The following is an 18,154-nucleotide window of genomic DNA, read 5'->3' on the forward strand; positions in this document are numbered from 1 at the left end:
CAGACAATTCGGTGGGCGGTTCCGGACTGGCCGGCGTCACAGGCTTCTGCCCCTACCGGGACGCCCCTGGAGATTGCTTGCCCGGCGCCCGCGTACGGTTCTCGGCGACGGCGACCAGGCGTCCGCCGTCGCCTCACGCTCTGGGACGGCGCCCAAGGCCAAGGCCGTACGACACCTGACCCGGCGCCGAGGACTCGGCGACGCGGGATCACGCCGGCCGTCGGCGGTGGGTGCGGCAGCTGATCGACTCCGTGAACGGACACACCCTCAAGGGGCAGCTCGACCTGGAACAACACGGCGGCAGGACCTTCGAGGCGTCGCTGTCCGGGTCGCGCAAACGTCTCCTCGCGATGGCCGCGGCGATCCGGCACAACCACAAGACCGGCCAGCCGGTCATGCGATCTCTGATCGCCTACGACCACTGATCACATCGGAATGACTCGTCTAGTGAACTGCTGCTCTGCATGTGCGACTTGCTCGCCATGCGTGCACTCTGTGACCCAGGTCATCGAAAGTCCGTCTCGGGATTTGAGGCGCCGTGTCGTCGCGGTGTCCGAATCGGCGCTTAAGGGCAGCCTCGGGGGCCGCTTGACCTCGACTCAGGGCACGCAGAGGGCGCGCCACCCCCGAATTGGGCTGGACAACAAACAAACCCCAGGCCGCTGACCTGGGGTTTCATCATGGAGCGGGTGGCGAGAATCGAACTCGCGCTCTCAGCTTGGGAAGCTGAGGGCATCTGAAGCTGGCTCTGAGGCTGACCTGCGGCGGATGAGCGCAGACGCTTGATGGACGGTCGCCTGGTTCCCCGCTGTTCCCCGCTGAATCTGACACGCGTCTGGCACGAGTCATTCGTCGTCGCATTTCTTCAACTCCAATCCTACGGAGCCTACTTCGAGTCCGCTGTTCTCCCCCAGGAGGAGGTGAGCTTCTCGCGAGTCGGACGTTGTCAGAGCGCTCCCGTAGCTTGAGACCATGGTCGGTACAGGCGAGAACTTCACTCAACCCGGCGAGTTGTCGGCGGTGGGACAACCCACTGCTGGCGTCCAGCCCTACTACGCTCAAAACGCCGGATTCCTCGGGCAGCGGTATGGAAGCGTCACTTTCGACGAGGTACATGGCGGGGTGCTGGATCTGCTGCCGCCAGCCCCTGCGAGGGTGCTGGATGTCGGGGCCGGCAGCGGGCGGGACGCCGCGGCACTGGCGCTGCGCGGCTACCAGGTGGTTGCGGCGGAGCCGGTGCGCGAGCTACGGGCGGTCGCGCAGAGCCTGTACCCGAGCGAAAACATCCGTTGGGCAGAGGATTCGCTGCCTGAGCTGTCCCGGCTGGAAGGCTCCTTTGAGCTGGCGCTGCTGTCGGCGGTGTGGATGCACCTGCCGCCGACGGCACGTGGACAGGCGATGGACCGCCTGGCCGCGCTGCTGGCTCCGTCAGGGCTGCTGGTCATCTCGCTACGACGGGGAGTACCTCCGGCGGACCGCGTGATGTTCGACGTTCCCGCCGAGGAGGTCGTGCGGGACGGGAAGCGAGCGGGACTGCGGCTGGTGCGACTGGTGGAGGAGGGCGCGGACCGGCTCGGCCGTGCCGAGGTGTGGTGGCAGACGGTCGCCCTGCGCAAGGGGGGAGAGTGAGCGGGCGGCAGTTCTACGCCCAGGATGCTTCAGCGCGCGCGTCGTGGCGCTTGGCAGTGTTGATGGGTGCCAACTCGCGCACTTACAAGTTCGCCCTTGGCCAGGCTTTGCTGGAGTTCGGACGGACCGGACAAGAGGAGGTCCTCTTCGCCGAGTTCGCCGCCGCCTACAGTCTCGGCATGGTGCGCCACTTGGCCCAGGACCCACAGGCACCGCACACCGTGGAGCTGGGTGAGAAGGATTTTTTGACCGTGGCCGACCAGGAGAGTGCCGCGACGCTGGACGCCGGCCGCCCCACCGAGCGCCTCTTGGCGGCCGCGGTGCGCTCAATGCCGATGATGGTGATGCAGAAGTTCCACAACCTGCGTGGCGACACTGCGGTGCCCCACACCTTCTATGAGCTGACTGGGACGGGGCGGCAGCGCGTCGTGCGTTTGACCCCCGACTTGCTTCGACTGGCGCAGTCGGACCAGGCAGAAAGCCTGGCTGCCGAGTTGGACGCGCGCTGGAGCATCGTGGAGAGCTGCTTCGCTGCCGGTGTCGGTCGCAGCCTGGTCGAGGAGGGCGTCGCGGTCGACTGGGACACGCTCAAGATCACCGACAAACGCCGCCGCCGCTCGGTGACCGGCATCATCGAGGCCACGGTTGGTTTCCAACACGGCCGCTGTTTGATCTGCGATGACGTCCTGTACCGGAAAGACGCCATAGCGGTCGACCATGTCTTCCCGTTCTCCCTCATGCGCCGCTTCGACAGCGTCGGCTCTTGGCACGGCCCAGATCTGGACGCCCTTTGGAACCTCGCCCCTGCGCACGCCGCCTGCAATGGAGCGAAGAGCGATCGACTGCCCGCCCAGGAGGAACTCGCCCGTTTGGCAGCCCGGAACGAGGCGATCATGCGGTCTCCCCATCCCCTGCGCCGCACCTTGCAACTCAGCCTGAAGGGCGCCCTGCCCGGCCGGAACCTCGCCTCATGGACGGAGTTCCTGGGAGCGGTGCAGACGGCAGTCTGAATCGGGAGTCCGGCCGTAACACCCTGAGTGGTTGTAACTGGCGCACACGGCTCCGGAGGCCCTTTGGCACGTGGGTAACGCAGCAGGTCACGGCGCTGCACGTGACAGATCTGGCGGGACCAGTCCGCGGATGGTCCACGGCCGACCAGCACCGCTTTGGCCGCCGTTGAGTGGCCTCGGGTGGCCTCGGGCGCCCTCGCACGGCCAGAGACGGCCCAGCATGCTCGCCCCGCCGAGCGCATCGAATCCCGTGCCCACCAAGCGACGCCAGAACTCTCGGCTAAGGGGGCAGTGCGGTCTGGGCTGGTCCGGTGGTCGCCTGAGGTCATTGGCGCTGGGTGCGGTTGCGGTGAGTGCCGTACTCCGCGCGCTGTCCGTTGCCCAGGGCGATTGCAAAGTCCTTTGATCGCGCGTCGGCGCCGGTCACGGTGACTCCTTGCAGGTCATAGGTGTCCAGGAAGGCGGCGAAGCAGATGATCTCGTTCGTCTTCTCGGGGACCCTGAGCTGGGTGACGGTCATCCCGGTGCCGGTCATCGCGGCCAGCAGATGGGCGGCCGGGGTGGCGCCGAGGTGCGAGCCGCGGGCGCTCTTGCCGTCCAGGGCGAGGGTGTCGGTGCCGGACGGGTCGTGGCCGAGGAGGTCGGCGAGGCCGCCGGCGCAGGTGTCCTTGATGACCCGGCGGACCGTCGCGCCGCTGGGCGGGATGCGCACAGCCAGGGCGGTTGCGGTGCGGGCGCCGAGCCGGACCAGGACGTCCTGAGGGGCCTCGGCCGCCCACTCGCTGATCGCTACGAAGCTCCTCGCCCGGTCACCACGGCGGAGCAGGCGATCAGCAGTACTGCCACGAAGGGGTGACGCTTCCCGCGCCGGCACCGCGGATGGCCAGTGCCCGCAGCCGCTCGGCCAACGGGCCGATCGCACGGAGCTGACGGGTGGGCGACTTGACCAGACAGACGGTGGCAGACCGGTGGCACATCGAAGCTCCGTTGTGGGACGGCGACTTGGCAAGGTCACCTCCACAACGGAGCTTCGTTGCGTCCGGGTCGCGCACCCGAACAGCATCGTCATACCGCCGTGACCTGCACATCCAAGAGATCACCACGACTTTGCAATCGCCCTGGCCGTTCGATGCCTTCACCCGGCAAGCTTCACGTCAAGAAACCTCAACGGAATGGCGGAGTACAGCAAAGCGGGATGTTTGTCTCTAAGTTCCGTGCACCCGTCGTCCCTAGCATGCTCAGAGGGATCACAGACCAGCAAAGAAAGAGGTTCCCATGAGCATGAACATCACGTACCTGCGGCGCAGGAGTGTCGCCGCGGTCGTAGCGGGCGCGGCAGCCCTGCTGGTCGGCGCGGGGGCGTACTCCTTCTCGGCGTCGGCGTCGGCGTCGCAGGAAGGCCGCCCCGCATTGGCGGACACCATCGACTACGGCGCGCTGCAGAACCAAAACAACGCCTCTGGGGCAGACCAGGCCAACCAGTACCAGCGAGGCTGCGAAACTGCGACTTACTGCGAGCGCTGAACGTAGCTGACCGGATTACACGGATTCCCCTGGCCGAATGAGCGGTCGAGGGAATCCGGTATGTGGCCATAAATGAAATCCGGTCACGTGGGAAGTCGACCGACCCAGATGAGGATTGCCTCCGGCAGGCGGCGCACGTTCAGCTTCCGGTAGATCCGGCACAGGGTGTTGCGTACGGTCTTCTCGCTGAGGGAAAGGTGCTTGGCGGCATCCAGAACCGTGAGCCCATCGGACAGCAGGTTCATTATCTCGATTTCCCGTGGCGAAAGCCCGTAGCCTTCGGTGCTTTTCTCCGCCGATGTCGACAGGGAGTCCTCGCGAGAGGAGTACGCCGGAACGGTGGCTATCCGTCGAAGCCGAACGAGCTCGGACTGTACCAGCGGATCCAGAAAACTGATGCCCCGTGAGGTACCCGACAGCGCTTGGAACAGGCAACCATCGTACCTGCCCTCCAGCAGATAACTGATGACGCCCTGCTCGACTGCGGCGACCGCGTCGGCCGGATCAAATCGGGGCGCCAGCACCATCGCGGGCGGCATTCCGGCCCCGAGGCGCCGGGAGAACACACGGCAGGCCTCGGCCATACGCGGCCCGTAAAAGAGCACCACATCGTCAATGGAGCGCAACTGTCCGGGCGACCGGGCAATCCGCGCATTCTCCGAGGAAAACCCGACGGGGAAGCCGCCGTTGTGACTGACCACGGCGACCATCAGCGGTTTTGCTTGGTTCATTGCAGCTGTCTATCACGGCTGTCGGAACAGGCAGTCACATAGGCAGGGGTGCTGTACGTATCTCTCGGAGCGGAGATGGTCGGGCTGCCGCGCGGCGTGCCGCCGGGCGGGGCCCGGGAGCAGGGCGATTGCAAAGTCGTGGTGATCTCTTGGATGTGCAGGTCACGGCGGTATGACGATGCTGGTCGGGTGCGCGACCGGACGCAACGAAGCTCCGTTGTGGAGGTGACCTTGCCAAGTCGCCGTCCCACAACGGAGCTTCGATGTGCCGCCGGTCTGCCACCGTCTGTCTGGTCAAGTCACCGCAACCGCCCTGGCTGTACGCATCCCGCCCAGCCGCGCGACGGCTCTGGCGTGACGGTCAACCTGTGGGGGGCGTGACAGGCGTCGCCAACCGGGGTCGCCAGCCTTACTTACCAGCACGAGCGAAGAAGCCCACAGCTATGACCATTGCAAGGCATGGGTTTCTCGCGATCTGCGCAGCCACAACTGATCATCGGCGGCCGTGACCTGCGGCCGCCTTATCGATCAACGCCCTGACCTGCTGCTGAGCTGTCGGTAGTTGTCGACGTTGGTAAGTTGTTACTCACCCTTGTGGCACGGGGTGTCACACCGTCACGCGGTCGGCACCGAGATCCTGTCGCATGGCAGCGCGAAGCTGTTTCAGGGCATCGTCGTAGCCAAGGCGGCCGTCAACGTAGGCTTCGTCGCTTGCCACGGTGCCGGCTGCCACCAGGTCGCGGAGATCGCGAAGGCGTCTGAAGGCGACCTCTGAGGCTTCGAAGGCCGCTTCTGAGGCAGTGATCGATATTTGGTATCGCATGCCATAGCAGGGGCCGAAGCTGTCCCGGGCGATTCGTTGCCGTTCGGAGGCTGGTGCTTCCAGGTCGCGTGCGAGGCTGCGGAAGGCGTTGCGGGCTTGCGAGAGGCATTCGAGGTAGTCGCCGTACAGCGCACGGCGGACACCGATGAGATGGTCGTGTCGATCTCGTCGCCACCGGACTCGATCAAGCAGGGCTGCGGACGAGGTAGCGATGACTGCACCAACAACTGCGCTGAGCAGGGTTACCCATGGCATGCAGGCAAGGTAGGCGTCGCGCGGCCCTGCTTGAAGATGGCCTCCAGTCAGTGATGGCGGTGGTTGAACTCATATGCGCAAGATGGGAGTTGTAGGCCCACCGGACTGGTTGAGATCTCTGCCGTCGGGCTATCGCATGCCCTCGGCGCACGCGGCGACTGCTTTCGGCAAGCCGACGAAATCGGTCTTCAGCGGGTTCAGGCGCTCGAGGCTGGACAGCCTGATGGACTTCTGCGTCGGGCAGCGCTCGTCCAGGACCCGCGTGGGCAGGACATAGAAGGTCCACTGGTCAAGGTCCAGGGGGTCGAGGGTCTGCTTGTCCTGGTGGTGCAGCAGGCAGAAGACGTACACGTCCGAGCGGCGCAGTACTTCGGCCGAGGTGGTACCGGTCTGGGCGTCCCAGCCGGAGGCCGGCGCGATGTGGAACGAGACCTTCGATGGCTGGGACTGTGCCCACGACTGCAGGTAGGCCGTCGACTTCACCTCGACGCGCCACTCCTCGGGCGTGCGGATGTCGACGGTGTCCCATTCGGTGCGGGTGCCGACTGCGGCGTCCAGCGCCGTGGCCACGAGATACTCGGCCAGGACGCCCCTCATGGTGTTGTTGGCCAGGTCGGAGCATGCCCAGCTCCAGAAGTCGCCGAGTCTGCCCACCGTTTCGCCGTTGGCCCGTATCGGCTCACTGCTGCTGCGGCGTGTGATGGCCAGCGGACCAAGGTCGGCACTCATGTGTCCTCCAGACGACGATATGGGGCGATGCTGATCCTGACAGCAGGCACTGACACCGGCGTTGGGCTCCGGCCCTCGCATAGGGGTGCAACGGTCGTAGGCCACCGGACGAAGACACATGACGGGCCTGACCAGGATCGGTCGGGCCCATCACACGTTCTGGAAGCTATACGGACTCTGTCAACGGGTTCGCGACCGTGGCTTCAGGCGAAGGCCAGAGCGCGGAAGGCGTTGCGGACGTCGGTCAAGGGCTGGCGGTCGCGGGTGTAGTAGAGCTTGTTGGTCAGTAGCACTGCCCACCGCCCCTGTTGGGGCTAGATCCACATGCCGGTGCCGGTGAAGCCGTAGTGGACCCAGAGGTCGTCATCGGGGTGGGTGCCAGGGGCGGGGTGCCAGACCAAGCCGCGCACGGGTTCGAGGGCGCCGGTCTGGACGGTCAGTGACTGCCTGGTCCAGGCGGGGTCGCATCCGGCTCGCCCCAGGCTGGTTGAGGTGTCGAGCATGTGGCGCAGGAAGAGGGCGAGGTCGTCGAGGACGGTGAAGGCGCCCGCGATCCCGCACACTCCGCCCAGGAGCCGGGCGGAGAAGTCGTGGGCGACGCCCTTGAGGTGAGTGTCGCTGTCCTGGTCGAGTCCCGTCGGCGCGCATCGGGTGGCGATCTCGGCGGGCAGCGGCCCGAAGCGGGTGGAGGCCATGCTCAGCGGCTGCCAGACCCGTTCCGTGGCGAGCCGGTCGAGGCGCTGGCCGGAGAGGTGCTCGGCGAGGTAGCCGAGGATGAGGGCGGCCCGGTCGGTGTACTCGACCGCCTCGCCGGGAGGACGGTGCAGGGCCTCGTGGAGGACGCCGTCGCGCACGTCCTGTGGGTCGGTGCCGTAGAAGTTCTTCAGCTGGGCCCGCAAGTCGCTGCCGGCGGTGTGGGTCAGCAGCTGGCGGGCGGCGACGGCCCCGAGCGGGTGGCCGACGACTTCGGGCCAGAAGTCGTTGAGGGGGACGTCGAGGTCGAGCTTGCCTTCCTCCCACAGGGCGCCGATGGAGGACCAGACGGCGACGACCTTGGTGAGGCTGGCGGCGTCGAAGACGGTGTCGCGCCGCATCGGCGGACCGGCACCCTGGACCGCTCCCCGTGCGGCACCGGCACCAGCGGCCGTATGGCGGCCCTGCACGCCCGCGGCGAACTTCCCCTCGACACCCCGTTCGTCCACGAGTCGATCATCGGCACCACCTTCATCGGCACGCTCCTGTCCGAGACCCGGATCGGCCCGTACGAGGCCGTGCTGCCGACGATCAGCGGACGCGGCTGGATCACCGCGTTCAGCCAGTACGTCCTGGACGAGACCGACCCCTTCCCGCACGGCTACACGCTCGGCGACCTGTGGGGCGAACAGACCTTGGAGACCTGACTGATGGAGAGCAACGGACAGCAGTTCCTCGCGGGCAAGCGCCGCTCCGGCACATCCGGCGAACAGTACGAGGTGACCAACCCCGCCACCGGCGAGGTCCTGGCCACCGACACCCCGGCCGGCCCACAGGACGTGCACGAGACGGTGGCCGCCGCGCGGGCCGCCTTCGTCGAGTGGTCCCGCACCACCCCCGCCGAACGCTCCGAGGCCCTGCTGCGCTGGGCGGACCGGCTCCAGGCCCGCAGCGAGGAGTTGGCGCGGACGGAAAGCCGCAACGCGGGCAAGCCGATCCGGCTGACCCGCGGCGAGGAAGCGGTGGCGTTCGGTGTCGGCTCGGCATCCGGCGGTGGGGCTCGCCGCCAACGTCAACCGGACCAAGTTCGCAGGAACCCGGCAAGCTCCTGCTCTACCCTCTCCATTGCCTGTCCCTGTCAGTAGTAGGAAGACCGCTCGTAGGGGAAGCAGTGGCTGGTTGCCGGTGGCGAATGGCGGCAGGATCGCCACCACGTTCGGCGGTCCGTCCGAGTACCGAAGACCCCGTACGGACCACGTGCTATCTGCACTCGGCGCACGCCCTGATTATGGCCCGTGTCCATGGCGCCGGGTCTGGTGCTTCCCCCCAGCAGAGAGGTCTTTCCTACATGTCCAGCTTCCTCAGCAGGAGACATGTCCTCGCCACGGGCGCGGGTGCCGCCCTCGGTCTCGGCGCCGCCGCGGCTCGGGCCACAGCCTCTCCTTCCGCGCCCCGGCGCGCCTCCGGCCCCGAGGAGACCAGGACGCTCGACGAGCTGTACCAGGCCGCCCTCGCCGAGGGCGGCAAGCTCGTGCTCTACGCCGGCGGTGACACGCCGAACCAGCTGGACGCCGTCAAGGCGGGCTTCACGCGGCGTTTCCCGGGCATCGACATGACGCTGATCGTGGATTACAGCAAGTACCACGGCGTCCGTGTCGACAACCAGCTCGCGACCGGCAGCCTCGTCCCCGACCTCGTCCAGCTGCAGACTTTGCACGATTTCGCGCGCTGGAAGGAGCAAGGCCGTCTGCTGCCCTACAAGCCCGCCGGGTTCTCCAAGCTGCACCACCGCTTCCGGGACCCGCAGGGCGCCTGGGTGGCGGGCGCGGTGATCGGCTTCAGCTTCATGTATGGCCCGGCGGCGGTCGGTTCGGACGCGCCGCGCACTCCGCTCGACCTGGTCGACCCGAAGTGGAAGGGGAAGATCGCCTCGTCGTACCCGCATGACGACGACGCGGTCCTGTTTCTCTACAAGCTGTACGCCGAGCGGTACGGCTGGGACTGGGTGGCCCGGCTGGCCGCACAGGACGTGCGGTTCGCGCGGGGCACCAATTTCCCGGAGGACGCGGTGAGCGGCGGCCAGGCGGCGATCGGTGTCGGCGGGTCGGGGTCGCTGGCGGCGTCGGCGTCGGAGCCCGTGCGGTGGGCGGTGGCCGACGGGCATCCGTTCGTGGCCTGGGGGCAGCGCCTCGCGGTCCTGAGACAGGCCAAGAACCCGACCGCGGCCAAGCTCTACCTCAACTGGGTGCTGTCCGCCGAACGGCAGCAAGCAGCCCGCTTCGGCTGGTCGGTACGGACCGACGTCACTCCCGCGGGCGGGCTGAAGCCGATCTGGGAGTACCCGAACGCCCACCTCGACGGATTCCCCCGCTTCATGGCCGACCGTGCCGAAGTGGAGCGCTGGAAGCAGACGTTCGCCCTGTACTTCGGCGAGGTCAAGGGCGACCCCACGCCGGGCTGGCTCGGGCTGCACCCCGGAGCGTGACCATGGGCGGGGGCGCAGGTCCCACCGGTGGGCCACGCCGCCAGGGCTGATTCGTTCTCGCGCGGTGTCCGGTTTGATCACCTGATGTTCGGTCAGCGGCTGCTCCCGGTTGGAGGGCAGCCAGATCGTCAAGCCACACGAGCAGGCGTGAGAGATGCGGGTCCTTCTCGATATCTGCGTTCGCCGGTGATGCGGACGGATCTCTGGAGCATCCACCTGCACCGGAACACGGATGGGATGCTTACGGGCCGCGCACTCGAATTCCTTCGCGATGGCCCACTTGTTGATCTTGAACACGGCCATGCACGGCCTGCTGTCGTCGGTGACAACAAGAAGCCTAAAGAGCACCTGACAACGCGGCCCCGAAGGGCCGGCGGGGCTCACCCGGGCGGCGAGGAACAGTTATCCCCTCGCTGGGCCCAGCGGGTGCACGCGTCGGCATGCGCCCCCGCTGCGAACTGCGGGCTTGCGGAGGTGGCTGGTCCGTCCTTTGTTCAGGCTGTGACCCAGGTCGCCGAAAATGTGTCTCATTATTTGAGGCGATCGGGCGCTCTGGTGATTCAACCTGCGCCCGGGCGCTCCTGAAGGGGCGGTTGACCTGGACTCAGGCCACGCGGAGGGCGCGTGACCCTCGAATTGGACTAGACAACAAACAAACCCCAGGCAACTGACCTGGGGTTTCATTATGGAGCGGGTGACGAGAATCGAACTCGCGCTCTCAGCTTGGGAAGCTGATGTTCTACCATTAAACTACACCCGCGTAAGACGCCCCTCCCGAGATGATCCGGAGGCGGTGTCCGATCGCCTGGTCACTGTACCTCATCACCGGCCCCCGGCGCTGACGCCGTGGGGCCTGAGTGCGTTTCAGGGGGCGGGATGTGGCTGCGGGGTACCGGAGTTGGGGCGTACGGTGGAGGGGTCGGAGAGGGTCCGGGCGGGGGCGGAGTGCCGCCTGGAGGGCCGTCCCTTTGATCCCGTAATGTGGCCTCTCGTCGTCAGGCAGGTAGCAGCCGACGCGGCTCTTGGGGAAGGGACTCTAGGACTTGATGGAGCGCACCGTCGTCCGTTGTGCCGATGGGCACGTGTTCAGCACCGCTTCGTTCCCGATGCAGCAGGCCGAGCGACTCGGCCCAGGCCGGCTCCTTCGGTGTCCCCGGTGTGCCCGGCTCCGCAGTGTGGTGCCGGTGGCGCTGGAGAAGCGGTAGCGGTAAGGGCTGGCAGTAAGGGGTAGCGGGAGCAGGTGCCGTAGGAGCAGCATCAGAAGCACCAGCAGTACCAGCAGTACCAGTGCCAGCAAGTGCAGTGCCGGGCGCGCGGGTGGTCGCGATTGTGGCCGTTCCGCGCGCCTTGCGTATCCTCGGGGCGTGCTTCTCTCAGACAAGGACATCCGGGCCGAGATCGACGCCGGGCGGGTACGGATCGATCCCTACGACCAGACCATGGTGCAGCCGTCCAGCATCGACGTGCGGCTGGACCGTTACTTCCGGGTGTTCGAGAACCACCGGTACCCGCACATCGACCCCTCCATCGAGCAGGCGGACCTGACCCGGCTCGTGGAGCCCGAGGGCGACGAGCCGTTCATCCTGCACCCCGGGGAGTTCGTGCTGGCCTCTACGTACGAGGTCATCACGCTGCCTGATGATCTCGCCTCCCGGCTCGAGGGCAAGTCCTCGCTCGGGCGGCTCGGGCTGGTCACCCACTCCACCGCCGGGTTCATCGACCCGGGCTTCAGCGGGCACGTCACCCTCGAGCTGTCCAACCTCGCCACGCTCCCGATCAAGCTCTGGCCCGGCATGAAGATCGGGCAGCTGTGCATGTTCCGGCTCAGCTCGCCCGCCGAGTTCCCGTACGGGAGCGAGCGGTACGGGTCCCGGTACCAGGGGCAGCGCGGGCCGACCGCCTCCCGGTCCTTCCAGAACTTCCATCGGACCCAGGTGTGAGCGACGGTATGGGTGACAAGGGCATACGGGAAAACCTGACCTACGAGCGGTTCGGTGTCGCCGTTCGTGAGCTCGCGCAGACCATCGCCGACGACGGGTACGAGCCGGACATCGTGCTCAGCATCGCCCGCGGTGGTGTGTTCGTCGCCGGTGGGCTCGCCTACGCCCTCGACTGCAAGAACCTCCACCTCGTGAACGTCGAGTTCTATACCGGTGTGGGGACCACCCTCGACATGCCCGTCATGCTCGCTCCCGTCCCCAATGCGATCGACTTCACCGACAAGAAGGTCCTGATCGCCGACGACGTCGCCGACACCGGCAAGACGCTGAAGCTCGTGCACGACTTCTGCCTCGACCATGTCGCCGAGGTGCGGTCCGCCGTGATCTATGAGAAGTCCCACTCCCTGGTGAAGTGCGAGTACGTGTGGAAGCGTACCGACGAGTGGATCAACTTCCCGTGGAGTGTGCTGCCTCCCGTGCGGAAGCCGGGAGAGGCGCCCAGGGAGAACAAGGAAGCCCTCTGACCCGCATACGGGCCATCGTCAGTGGCGGCGCCGGGCGTTGAGCCGGGCGGCCTGGCGGGTCAGGTGGTCGCGTTCGGCGACGTTGGGTGCCTTGTGGGCCGCTTCGGCGTACAGGCGTGCCGCCGTCGGAAGGTCGCCGTCGCGCTCGTGGAGGTACGCCGCCACCGCGGCATAGCGGGGCAGTGAGGCGTCCAGTTCCGAGAGTGCCGCCAGGCCGGCGCGGGGGCCGTCGGCCTCGCCGACGGCCACCGCGCGGTTGAGCCGGACGACGGGGCTGTCCGTCAGGCGCGTGAGCTCGTCGTACCACTCGACGATCTGCACCCAGTCGGTCTCCTCGGCGGTGGGCGCGTCGGCGTGGAGGGCCGCGATGGCGGCCTGCGCCTGGAACTCGCCCAGCCGGTCGCGGGCGAGGGCAGACTGGAGGATCTCGATGCCCTCGGCGATCGACTCCGTGTCCCAGCGGCCCCGGTCCTGCTCGGCGAGCGGCACCAGGCTGCCGTCGGGCGCGGTCCGGGCGGCGCGCCGGGCGTGGTGGAGCAGCATGAGGGCGAGCAGCCCCGCCACCTCGGGGTGGTCGATCGCGGCCGCGAGCTGCCGGGTGAGCCGGATGGCCTCGGCGGCGAGGTCGACGTCCCCGGAGTAGCCCTCGTTGAAGACCAGGTAGAGCACGCGCAGCACGGTGGCTACATCGCCGGGATGGTCGAACCGCACGCCGGAGACGGTCCGCTTCGCCCGGCTGATGCGCTGCGCCATGGTCGCCTCCGGCACCAGGTAGGCCTGGGCGATCTGGCGGGTGGTCAGTCCGCCGACGGCACGCAGGGTGAGCGCGACGGCGGACGACGGTGTCAGCGAGGGATGCGCGCAGAGGAAGTACAGCTGGAGCGTGTCGTCGACGGCGGGCGCGGGCCCGGGCGCCGGTTCCTCGTCGACGAGGTCCTCACGTCGGCGGCGGGCCTTCTCCGCCCGTGCCTGGTCGAGGAACTTGCGCCAGGCGACCGTGACCAGCCAGCCCTTCGCATCCCGCGGCGGGTCGGCCGGCCAGACGCGGACCGCTTCGACCAGCGCGTCCTGTACGGCGTCCTCGGCCGCCGCGAAGTCGGCTCCGCGGCGGACGAGGACGGCGAGCACGCTCGGCGTGAGGCTCCTCAGCAGGGCCTCGTTCATCAATGGCACTCGGTGATGTTGGGCGTCGCGGTCAGGAACGGGCGCAGCTCCAGCCACTCGTGGATCGGCTTGCCGCCCGCTCCCGGGGCTGCCGACAGTTCCCCGGCCAGCTCGACGGCGCGCTCGTAGCTGTCGACGTCGATCACCATCCAGCCGGCGATGAGGTCCTTGGTCTCGGCGAACGGGCCGTCGGTGACCGGTGGGCGCCCCTCACCGTCGTACCGGACCCACGCTCCCTCGGGGGCGAGCGCCTGACCGTCGACGAACTCGCCGGTCTTCTCCAGCCGGGCCGCGAAGTCGTTCATGTACTGCACGTGCGCCGAGATCTCCTCCGGCGTCCACTGGTCCATCGGCACGTCGTTCACCGGAGCCGGAGCGCCGCGGTAGTGCTTCAGCAGCAGGTACTTGGCCATCGTGTTCTCCTCGGTACTGGTGCGATCCATCTTGGCCGCGTTCACCCCGGGGACGGAGCCAGGCGCGGGTTATCGACATCGCCGCCCGAGATTTTTCGAGGAATCCGAGATTCTTTGAAAAAGGGCCCCCGGCGCGGACGCCGGGGGCCCTCACGTACGTCGACGGACCCTAGAACGTGCCCAGCTTCACGATCGACAGCAGCGCGGCCAGCTGGATCGCGCTCGCGCCCAGCGCCTTCGGCCAGGGCAGGTCGTGGGACTTGGAGACCATCACCGTCAGCAGCGCGCCCGCCGCCACCCAGGTCACCCAGCCCAGGATCTGGACGAACGTCGCGTCGCCGCCGGCGAACATCGCGAAGACCAGGCGGGGCGCGTCGGTCAGGGACATGATCAGCATGGAGAGGCCGACCGTGGGCTGCCAGGCGCCGTCGCCGCCCAGCTGGCGGGCGAGGGTGTGGGTGACCACGCCCAGGACGAAGGACGACAGGACCATCGCCACGGCCGTCGTCAGGACGATCGGGACCGCGTTCGACAGGGTCGCGTTGATCGCGTCGTTGCGTGCGCCGTCGAAGCCGAAGACCGCCAGCAGGCCGTACAGGAAGGTCACGACGAGGGCGGGGCCCCACATCGTGTAGTCCCGCATCTGCAGGAACGTCTGGGCGGGGGACAGGACGATGCCGCGCAGCAGCTGCTTCCAGTGCAGGCGAGGGCCGATCGGGGCGGCCGGGGCCGCGCCCGCCTGGTAGGTCTCGCCCTGGCTGTAGGGGTCGTCGCCGACCGAGAAGGCCTGGGTGTGGCCCGGGTTGTTCGCCGCGTACGGGTCCGGGGAGCCGCCCGGGTCGTGCGGGTAGCCGCCGTCGCCGAAGTACTCCGGCTCGTCGTGGCCTCCCTGACCACCCTGACCCCCGTGGCCCCCATGACCGCCGGGGCCGTAACCGCCGTGGCCACCGCGGCCGTTCGCCTGCGGCCAGCCGCCTGCACCGCCGCCCGAGCCGCCGTACGGCTGCTGCGGCGGCGGGGGATAGCCGTACGACGGTCCCTGGGGAGCCTGCTGCCCGTACGGAGGTTGTTGGGGGCGCGTTTGCGGGGTGCCGTTGTTCCGGCTGCCCCGTCCGATCCTGAATCCAGCCACGTCTTCGAACGTACCTGGTCCCGGAGAGTCGCGTGCCGGGCCCTGCGGTTCGGGCCCGGCTTTGCGGCCGACCTGTGACATCCCCTAAGGGGCCGATAAGGGATGGCCAAGGGTCGGTTCAGGGAGCCGGTCAGGGATGTCGTCAGGGATGCGGTCAGGGATGCGGTCAAGGAGCCGCTAGCGCAGCATCACCTGCCCCAGCCTCAGGTAGCCGGACGTCGGCAGGCCCGTCGAGCCCGGGCCGAAGCTGATCGCCTTGTTGGTGGTCACGCCCGAGGCCGAGCCGCGCAGGCTGTAGATGGAGCCCGCGGGGTGGTTCTCGCCGTCGGCGCCGACGGACAGGTCCGCCTTGCGGTCGCCGTTGAGGTCGGACAGCCGTACCGACGCGCCGAAGCGGTCGGCGGACTCCGCGGTGCCGGGGACGCCGGCCGTGTTCTGGGTGAAGGACTGGGCGCCGGTGGTGGTCAGGCCGGTGGCCGAGCCGCGCAGGACGGTGACGCTGCCGGCGATCTTGGCGGTGCCGATGGTCTCGTGGATCGTGCCGACGGCCAGGTCCCCGTAGCCGTCGCCGTTGATGTCGGCGATGGACAGGGCGTTGCCGAACCAGTCGCCTTCCTCGTCCGAGCCCGGGACGCCGGGGGTGTCCTGGGTGATCGTGGTCTGCGGTCGGGTGCGGACGCCGTCCGCGCTGCCGAGGTAGGCGTTGACGGAGCCGCCGATGCTGGTCACGCCGTCGTCGCCGTACGTCGACGTGACCACGTCGGCGTAGCCGTCGCCGTTGAGGTCGCCGACGGCCGCCAGCTCGTCGGCGCCGTTCTGCAGGAACGTCTGGCGGGTGAGACCGGAGGCGGAGCCCAGGTAGACGAAGGTGCCGTCGTCGTACGTCTCCGCCTGGCTGCCGCTGACGACCAGGTCGGCGATGCCGTCGCCGTTCACGTCACCGGCGGCGAGGCTCTGGGCGCCGTAGATGATGCCGGAGTACAGGTCGGTGGCGAGCTCGTAGCGGGACGCGGCGCCGGAGGCCTTGGTGAAGCCGCCCTTGTGGATCCAGACGTCGCTGCCGGTGCTGCCGACGGCGAGGTCGGCCCGGCCGTCCCCGCTGAAGTCGCCGACGGCGAGGGACATGCCGTACTCGTCGTGGGCCGACGGGGCGGGGTCGGGGACGACCTGGCCGCCGGAGAGGCCGTTCTGGCCGCCCCAGACGATCACCACGGCGCCGGCCTCGGCGTTCTCGCCGTTGCTGCCGATCACGAGGTCGGCGTACCCGTCCCGGTTCAGGTCGCCGGACGTCAGGGAGGTGCCGAACTCGTCGCCCTGCTCGGCGGCGCCGGGGATGCCGGCCGTGTTCTGGGTGAGCACGGTGCGGCGCGAGGCGCTGATGCCGTTCGCCGAGCCGTAGTTGACGACGACGGCACCCGCGTCGGTCTTGCCGCCGACCGGGGTGTACGGCGCGGCGGTGGCGAGGTCCCGGTAGCCGTCGCCGTTGAAGTCGTCGGCGTACTTGGCGGGGGCCGCGGCGGCCGGTACGGCGGTGAGCAGCGGGCCCGCCGTCAGCGCGGCGGCGACGGTGGCCGTGGCGAGGGCGAGGGCAGGAAGGCGTGTGCGGCGGTGGCAGGTGACCACCGGCGGCAGGGTGCGCTTGCGCATCGTGAAGTCCCTTTCTCAGCTCAGGAGTTGAGGGCCGTGCCGTAGCCCGGGTTGCCGGCTGTGGACACGCCCGTCGTTGCCGGGCCGAAGCTCGCCGCCCCGCTGGTCGTCACGCCGCCCGTCGCGCCGCGCAGGGACCAGATCGCGCCGTCGCCGTTCTCGCCGGTCGCGGAGACGGTGAGCTCGGCGCGGTGGTCGGCGAGCAGGACGCGGGCGCCGAAGCGGTCGTTCGACTCGGAGGTGCCGGGCACGCCGGCGGTGTTCTGGGTGAAGGACTGGACGCCGGTCGTCCTCAGGCCGGCGGCCGAGCCGTACAGGACGGTCACCGCGCCGGCCCCGGAGTTCTCGCCGGAGGCGCCGACGGCCAGGTCGGCGTAGCCGTCGCCGTTGATGTCGCCCAGGGAGACATGGCCGCCGAAGCGGTCGCCGGACTCGGCGGCGCCGGGGATTCCGGCGGTGTCCTGGGTGAGGACGAGCGGGGCGCGGGAGGAGTCCAGGCCCGCCGGGCCGCCGTAGCGGACCGTCACCTTGCCGCCCTTGGCGCCGGCCGGGTCGGCGGAGGTCTCGCGCTCGTTGCCGATGGCGATGTCCGCGTGGCCGTCCTTGTCGATGTCGCCGATCGCGGAGACGTGGCCGGCGGGCAGCTCCTGCATCCAGTCGCCGAAATTGCCGACGTACGGCTCGGTCACCAGGTGGGTGATCGCGTCGTCGGTGCCCGCCCTGCGGCCGTGCAGGACCAGGTTGGTCTCCGAGGCGGCCGTGACGTGCCCGACGCTCACGGACGTCACGCCGTACGAGGCGGAGTACTGGCCGGCGAAGCTCTGGCCGGAGCCGCCCTGGAAGGAACTGGTCCTGGTGAACGGCCCGTTGATGAAGGCCAGCTTCACCGGGCCGTTGGAGCCGATCACGAGGTCCGGGTCGCCGTCGGCCTCGACGTCGCCCGCCGCGAGCGACTGCCCGTAGCGGTCCACGTCCGTGGCGAACGGGTTGGGCACCGCACGGGCCCCGGACAGCCCGGACGCGGAGCCCCAGATGACGACGACCGTGCCGTCGTTGGTGTCCCCGCCGACGTCCTCACCGGGTGTGCCGATCAGGAGGTCGGCGTAGCCGTCGGTGTCGAGGTCGGCGGAGGCGACGGCGGACCCGAAGGCGTCCTCGGCCTCGGCGGCGCCGGGGACGCCGGCCGTGTTCTGGGTGATCAGCGTGCGCGTCGAGGTCTTCAGCCCGCCGGAGCTGCCGTAGACCACGGACACGGCGCCCGCCTTCGCCTGGCCCCCGACCGTGGCTCCCGGCGCGCCGATCGCGAGGTCGACGCGGCCGTCGCCGTTGAAGTCGTACGGCTTGGCGGCCGTGGCGGCGTGGGCGGCCGGGGCGCTGAGGGTGAGCGCGAGCGGGGTCAGGGCCGCCGCGAGAACGGCGGCGGTGATACGGGCGCGCACAAAGGCTCCGCCAGTC

General features: G+C 68.8%; 16 protein-coding genes, 1 tRNA gene and 3 pseudogenes. 9 read left to right on the forward strand and 11 right to left on the reverse strand.

Features of this window, described 5'->3' with window-relative positions; genetic code table 11:
* Positions 1–230 precede the first annotated feature (230 nt).
* From ACTMVF_RS02590 to ACTMVF_RS02600, 3 genes and pseudogenes are all read left to right on the forward strand, one after another.
* Positions 231–425: pseudogene (locus ACTMVF_RS02590) on the forward strand (IS982 family transposase); the annotation flags it as partial.
* Between the two features lie 547 nt (positions 426–972).
* Complete coding sequence (locus tag ACTMVF_RS02595; RefSeq protein WP_441269295.1) at positions 973–1,629, forward strand: class I SAM-dependent methyltransferase; 657 nt, start codon at positions 973–975, stop codon at positions 1,627–1,629.
* A complete protein-coding gene (locus ACTMVF_RS02600; RefSeq protein ID WP_441269296.1) occupies positions 1,626–2,639 on the forward strand; it encodes an HNH endonuclease in 1,014 nt (337 codons plus the stop codon). The genes ACTMVF_RS02595 and ACTMVF_RS02600 overlap by 4 nt, the downstream gene beginning before the upstream one ends.
* Before the next feature lie 325 nt (positions 2,640–2,964).
* Here ACTMVF_RS02600 and ACTMVF_RS02605 read toward each other — a convergent pair whose 3' ends face one another.
* Complete coding sequence (locus ACTMVF_RS02605) at positions 2,965–3,351, reverse strand: hypothetical protein (protein WP_441269297.1); 387 nt, start codon at positions 3,349–3,351, stop codon at positions 2,965–2,967.
* A gap of 563 nt (positions 3,352–3,914) precedes the next feature.
* Here ACTMVF_RS02605 and ACTMVF_RS02610 point away from each other — a divergent pair.
* Positions 3,915–4,163 (forward strand): hypothetical protein, encoded by a 249-nt coding sequence (locus ACTMVF_RS02610; protein WP_441269298.1) that lies wholly within the window; start codon positions 3,915–3,917, stop codon positions 4,161–4,163.
* An 83-nt stretch (positions 4,164–4,246) separates the two neighbouring features.
* On the opposite strand, the gene ACTMVF_RS02615 is transcribed toward ACTMVF_RS02610, so the two are convergent.
* The 4 genes and pseudogenes from ACTMVF_RS02615 to ACTMVF_RS02630 form a co-directional block, all read right to left on the reverse strand.
* Positions 4,247–4,894: a helix-turn-helix transcriptional regulator gene (locus tag ACTMVF_RS02615; RefSeq protein ID WP_441269299.1), complete on the reverse strand. Its 648-nt coding sequence runs from the start codon at positions 4,892–4,894 to the stop codon at positions 4,247–4,249.
* A 607-nt stretch (positions 4,895–5,501) separates the two neighbouring features.
* Entirely contained in the window at positions 5,502–5,972 is a 471-nt protein-coding gene (locus tag ACTMVF_RS02620; protein ID WP_441269300.1) for a hypothetical protein, read from the reverse strand.
* Between the two features lie 129 nt (positions 5,973–6,101).
* Complete coding sequence (locus tag ACTMVF_RS02625; RefSeq protein WP_441269301.1) at positions 6,102–6,701, reverse strand: hypothetical protein; 600 nt, start codon at positions 6,699–6,701, stop codon at positions 6,102–6,104.
* 203 nt (positions 6,702–6,904) lie between these two features.
* A pseudogene (locus tag ACTMVF_RS02630) lies at positions 6,905–7,903 on the reverse strand (serine hydrolase domain-containing protein).
* Here ACTMVF_RS02630 and ACTMVF_RS02635 point away from each other — a divergent pair.
* From ACTMVF_RS02635 to ACTMVF_RS02645, 3 genes and pseudogenes are all read left to right on the forward strand, one after another.
* A pseudogene (locus ACTMVF_RS02635) lies at positions 7,805–8,101 on the forward strand (proline racemase family protein); the annotation flags it as partial. The pseudogenes ACTMVF_RS02630 and ACTMVF_RS02635 sit on opposite strands and share 99 nt — an antisense overlap.
* Before the next feature lie 3 nt (positions 8,102–8,104).
* The gene (locus ACTMVF_RS02640; protein WP_441269302.1) at positions 8,105–8,539 is read left to right on the forward strand and encodes an aldehyde dehydrogenase family protein; all 435 of its coding nucleotides are present in this window, start codon (positions 8,105–8,107) and stop codon (positions 8,537–8,539) included.
* A 203-nt stretch (positions 8,540–8,742) separates the two neighbouring features.
* Positions 8,743–9,879 (forward strand): ABC transporter substrate-binding protein, encoded by a 1,137-nt coding sequence (locus ACTMVF_RS02645; protein WP_441269303.1) that lies wholly within the window; start codon positions 8,743–8,745, stop codon positions 9,877–9,879.
* Between the two features lie 686 nt (positions 9,880–10,565).
* Here ACTMVF_RS02645 and ACTMVF_RS02650 read toward each other — a convergent pair.
* Positions 10,566–10,639: transfer RNA gene (locus tag ACTMVF_RS02650), tRNA-Gly, on the reverse strand.
* Between the two features lie 604 nt (positions 10,640–11,243).
* Between ACTMVF_RS02650 and dcd the strand changes: the two genes are divergently transcribed.
* Together dcd and ACTMVF_RS02660 are read left to right on the forward strand one after the other, a co-directional pair.
* Positions 11,244–11,819, forward strand: coding sequence for a dCTP deaminase (gene dcd / locus ACTMVF_RS02655; protein WP_301998720.1), 576 nt, complete (start codon positions 11,244–11,246; stop codon positions 11,817–11,819).
* Positions 11,820–11,827: 8 nt separating this feature from the next.
* Positions 11,828–12,343, forward strand: coding sequence for a phosphoribosyltransferase (locus ACTMVF_RS02660; RefSeq protein ID WP_441269536.1), 516 nt, complete (start codon positions 11,828–11,830; stop codon positions 12,341–12,343).
* A gap of 18 nt (positions 12,344–12,361) precedes the next feature.
* On the opposite strand, the gene ACTMVF_RS02665 is transcribed toward ACTMVF_RS02660, so the two are convergent.
* The 5 genes from ACTMVF_RS02665 to ACTMVF_RS02685 all read right to left on the reverse strand — a co-directional run bounded on the left by ACTMVF_RS02665 (position 12,362) and on the right by ACTMVF_RS02685 (position 18,138).
* Positions 12,362–13,507 (reverse strand): RNA polymerase sigma factor, encoded by a 1,146-nt coding sequence (locus tag ACTMVF_RS02665; protein ID WP_441269537.1) that lies wholly within the window; start codon positions 13,505–13,507, stop codon positions 12,362–12,364.
* Positions 13,507–13,920, reverse strand: a complete 414-nt coding sequence (locus ACTMVF_RS02670) for a YciI family protein (RefSeq protein WP_441269538.1) — start codon at positions 13,918–13,920, stop codon at positions 13,507–13,509. The genes ACTMVF_RS02665 and ACTMVF_RS02670 overlap by 1 nt, the downstream gene beginning before the upstream one ends.
* 169 nt (positions 13,921–14,089) lie before the next feature.
* Entirely contained in the window at positions 14,090–15,133 is a 1,044-nt protein-coding gene (locus ACTMVF_RS02675; RefSeq protein ID WP_441269304.1) for a Yip1 family protein, read from the reverse strand.
* A 96-nt stretch (positions 15,134–15,229) separates the two neighbouring features.
* Positions 15,230–16,699: an FG-GAP repeat domain-containing protein gene (locus ACTMVF_RS02680; protein WP_441269305.1), complete on the reverse strand. Its 1,470-nt coding sequence runs from the start codon at positions 16,697–16,699 to the stop codon at positions 15,230–15,232.
* A 20-nt stretch (positions 16,700–16,719) separates the two neighbouring features.
* The gene (locus ACTMVF_RS02685; protein WP_441269306.1) at positions 16,720–18,138 is read right to left on the reverse strand and encodes a hypothetical protein; all 1,419 of its coding nucleotides are present in this window, start codon (positions 18,136–18,138) and stop codon (positions 16,720–16,722) included.
* Positions 18,139–18,154 lie beyond the last annotated feature (16 nt).

The organism is Streptomyces sp. SD31 (genome assembly GCF_052068475.1).
Lineage (GTDB): Bacteria > Actinomycetota > Actinomycetes > Streptomycetales > Streptomycetaceae > Streptomyces.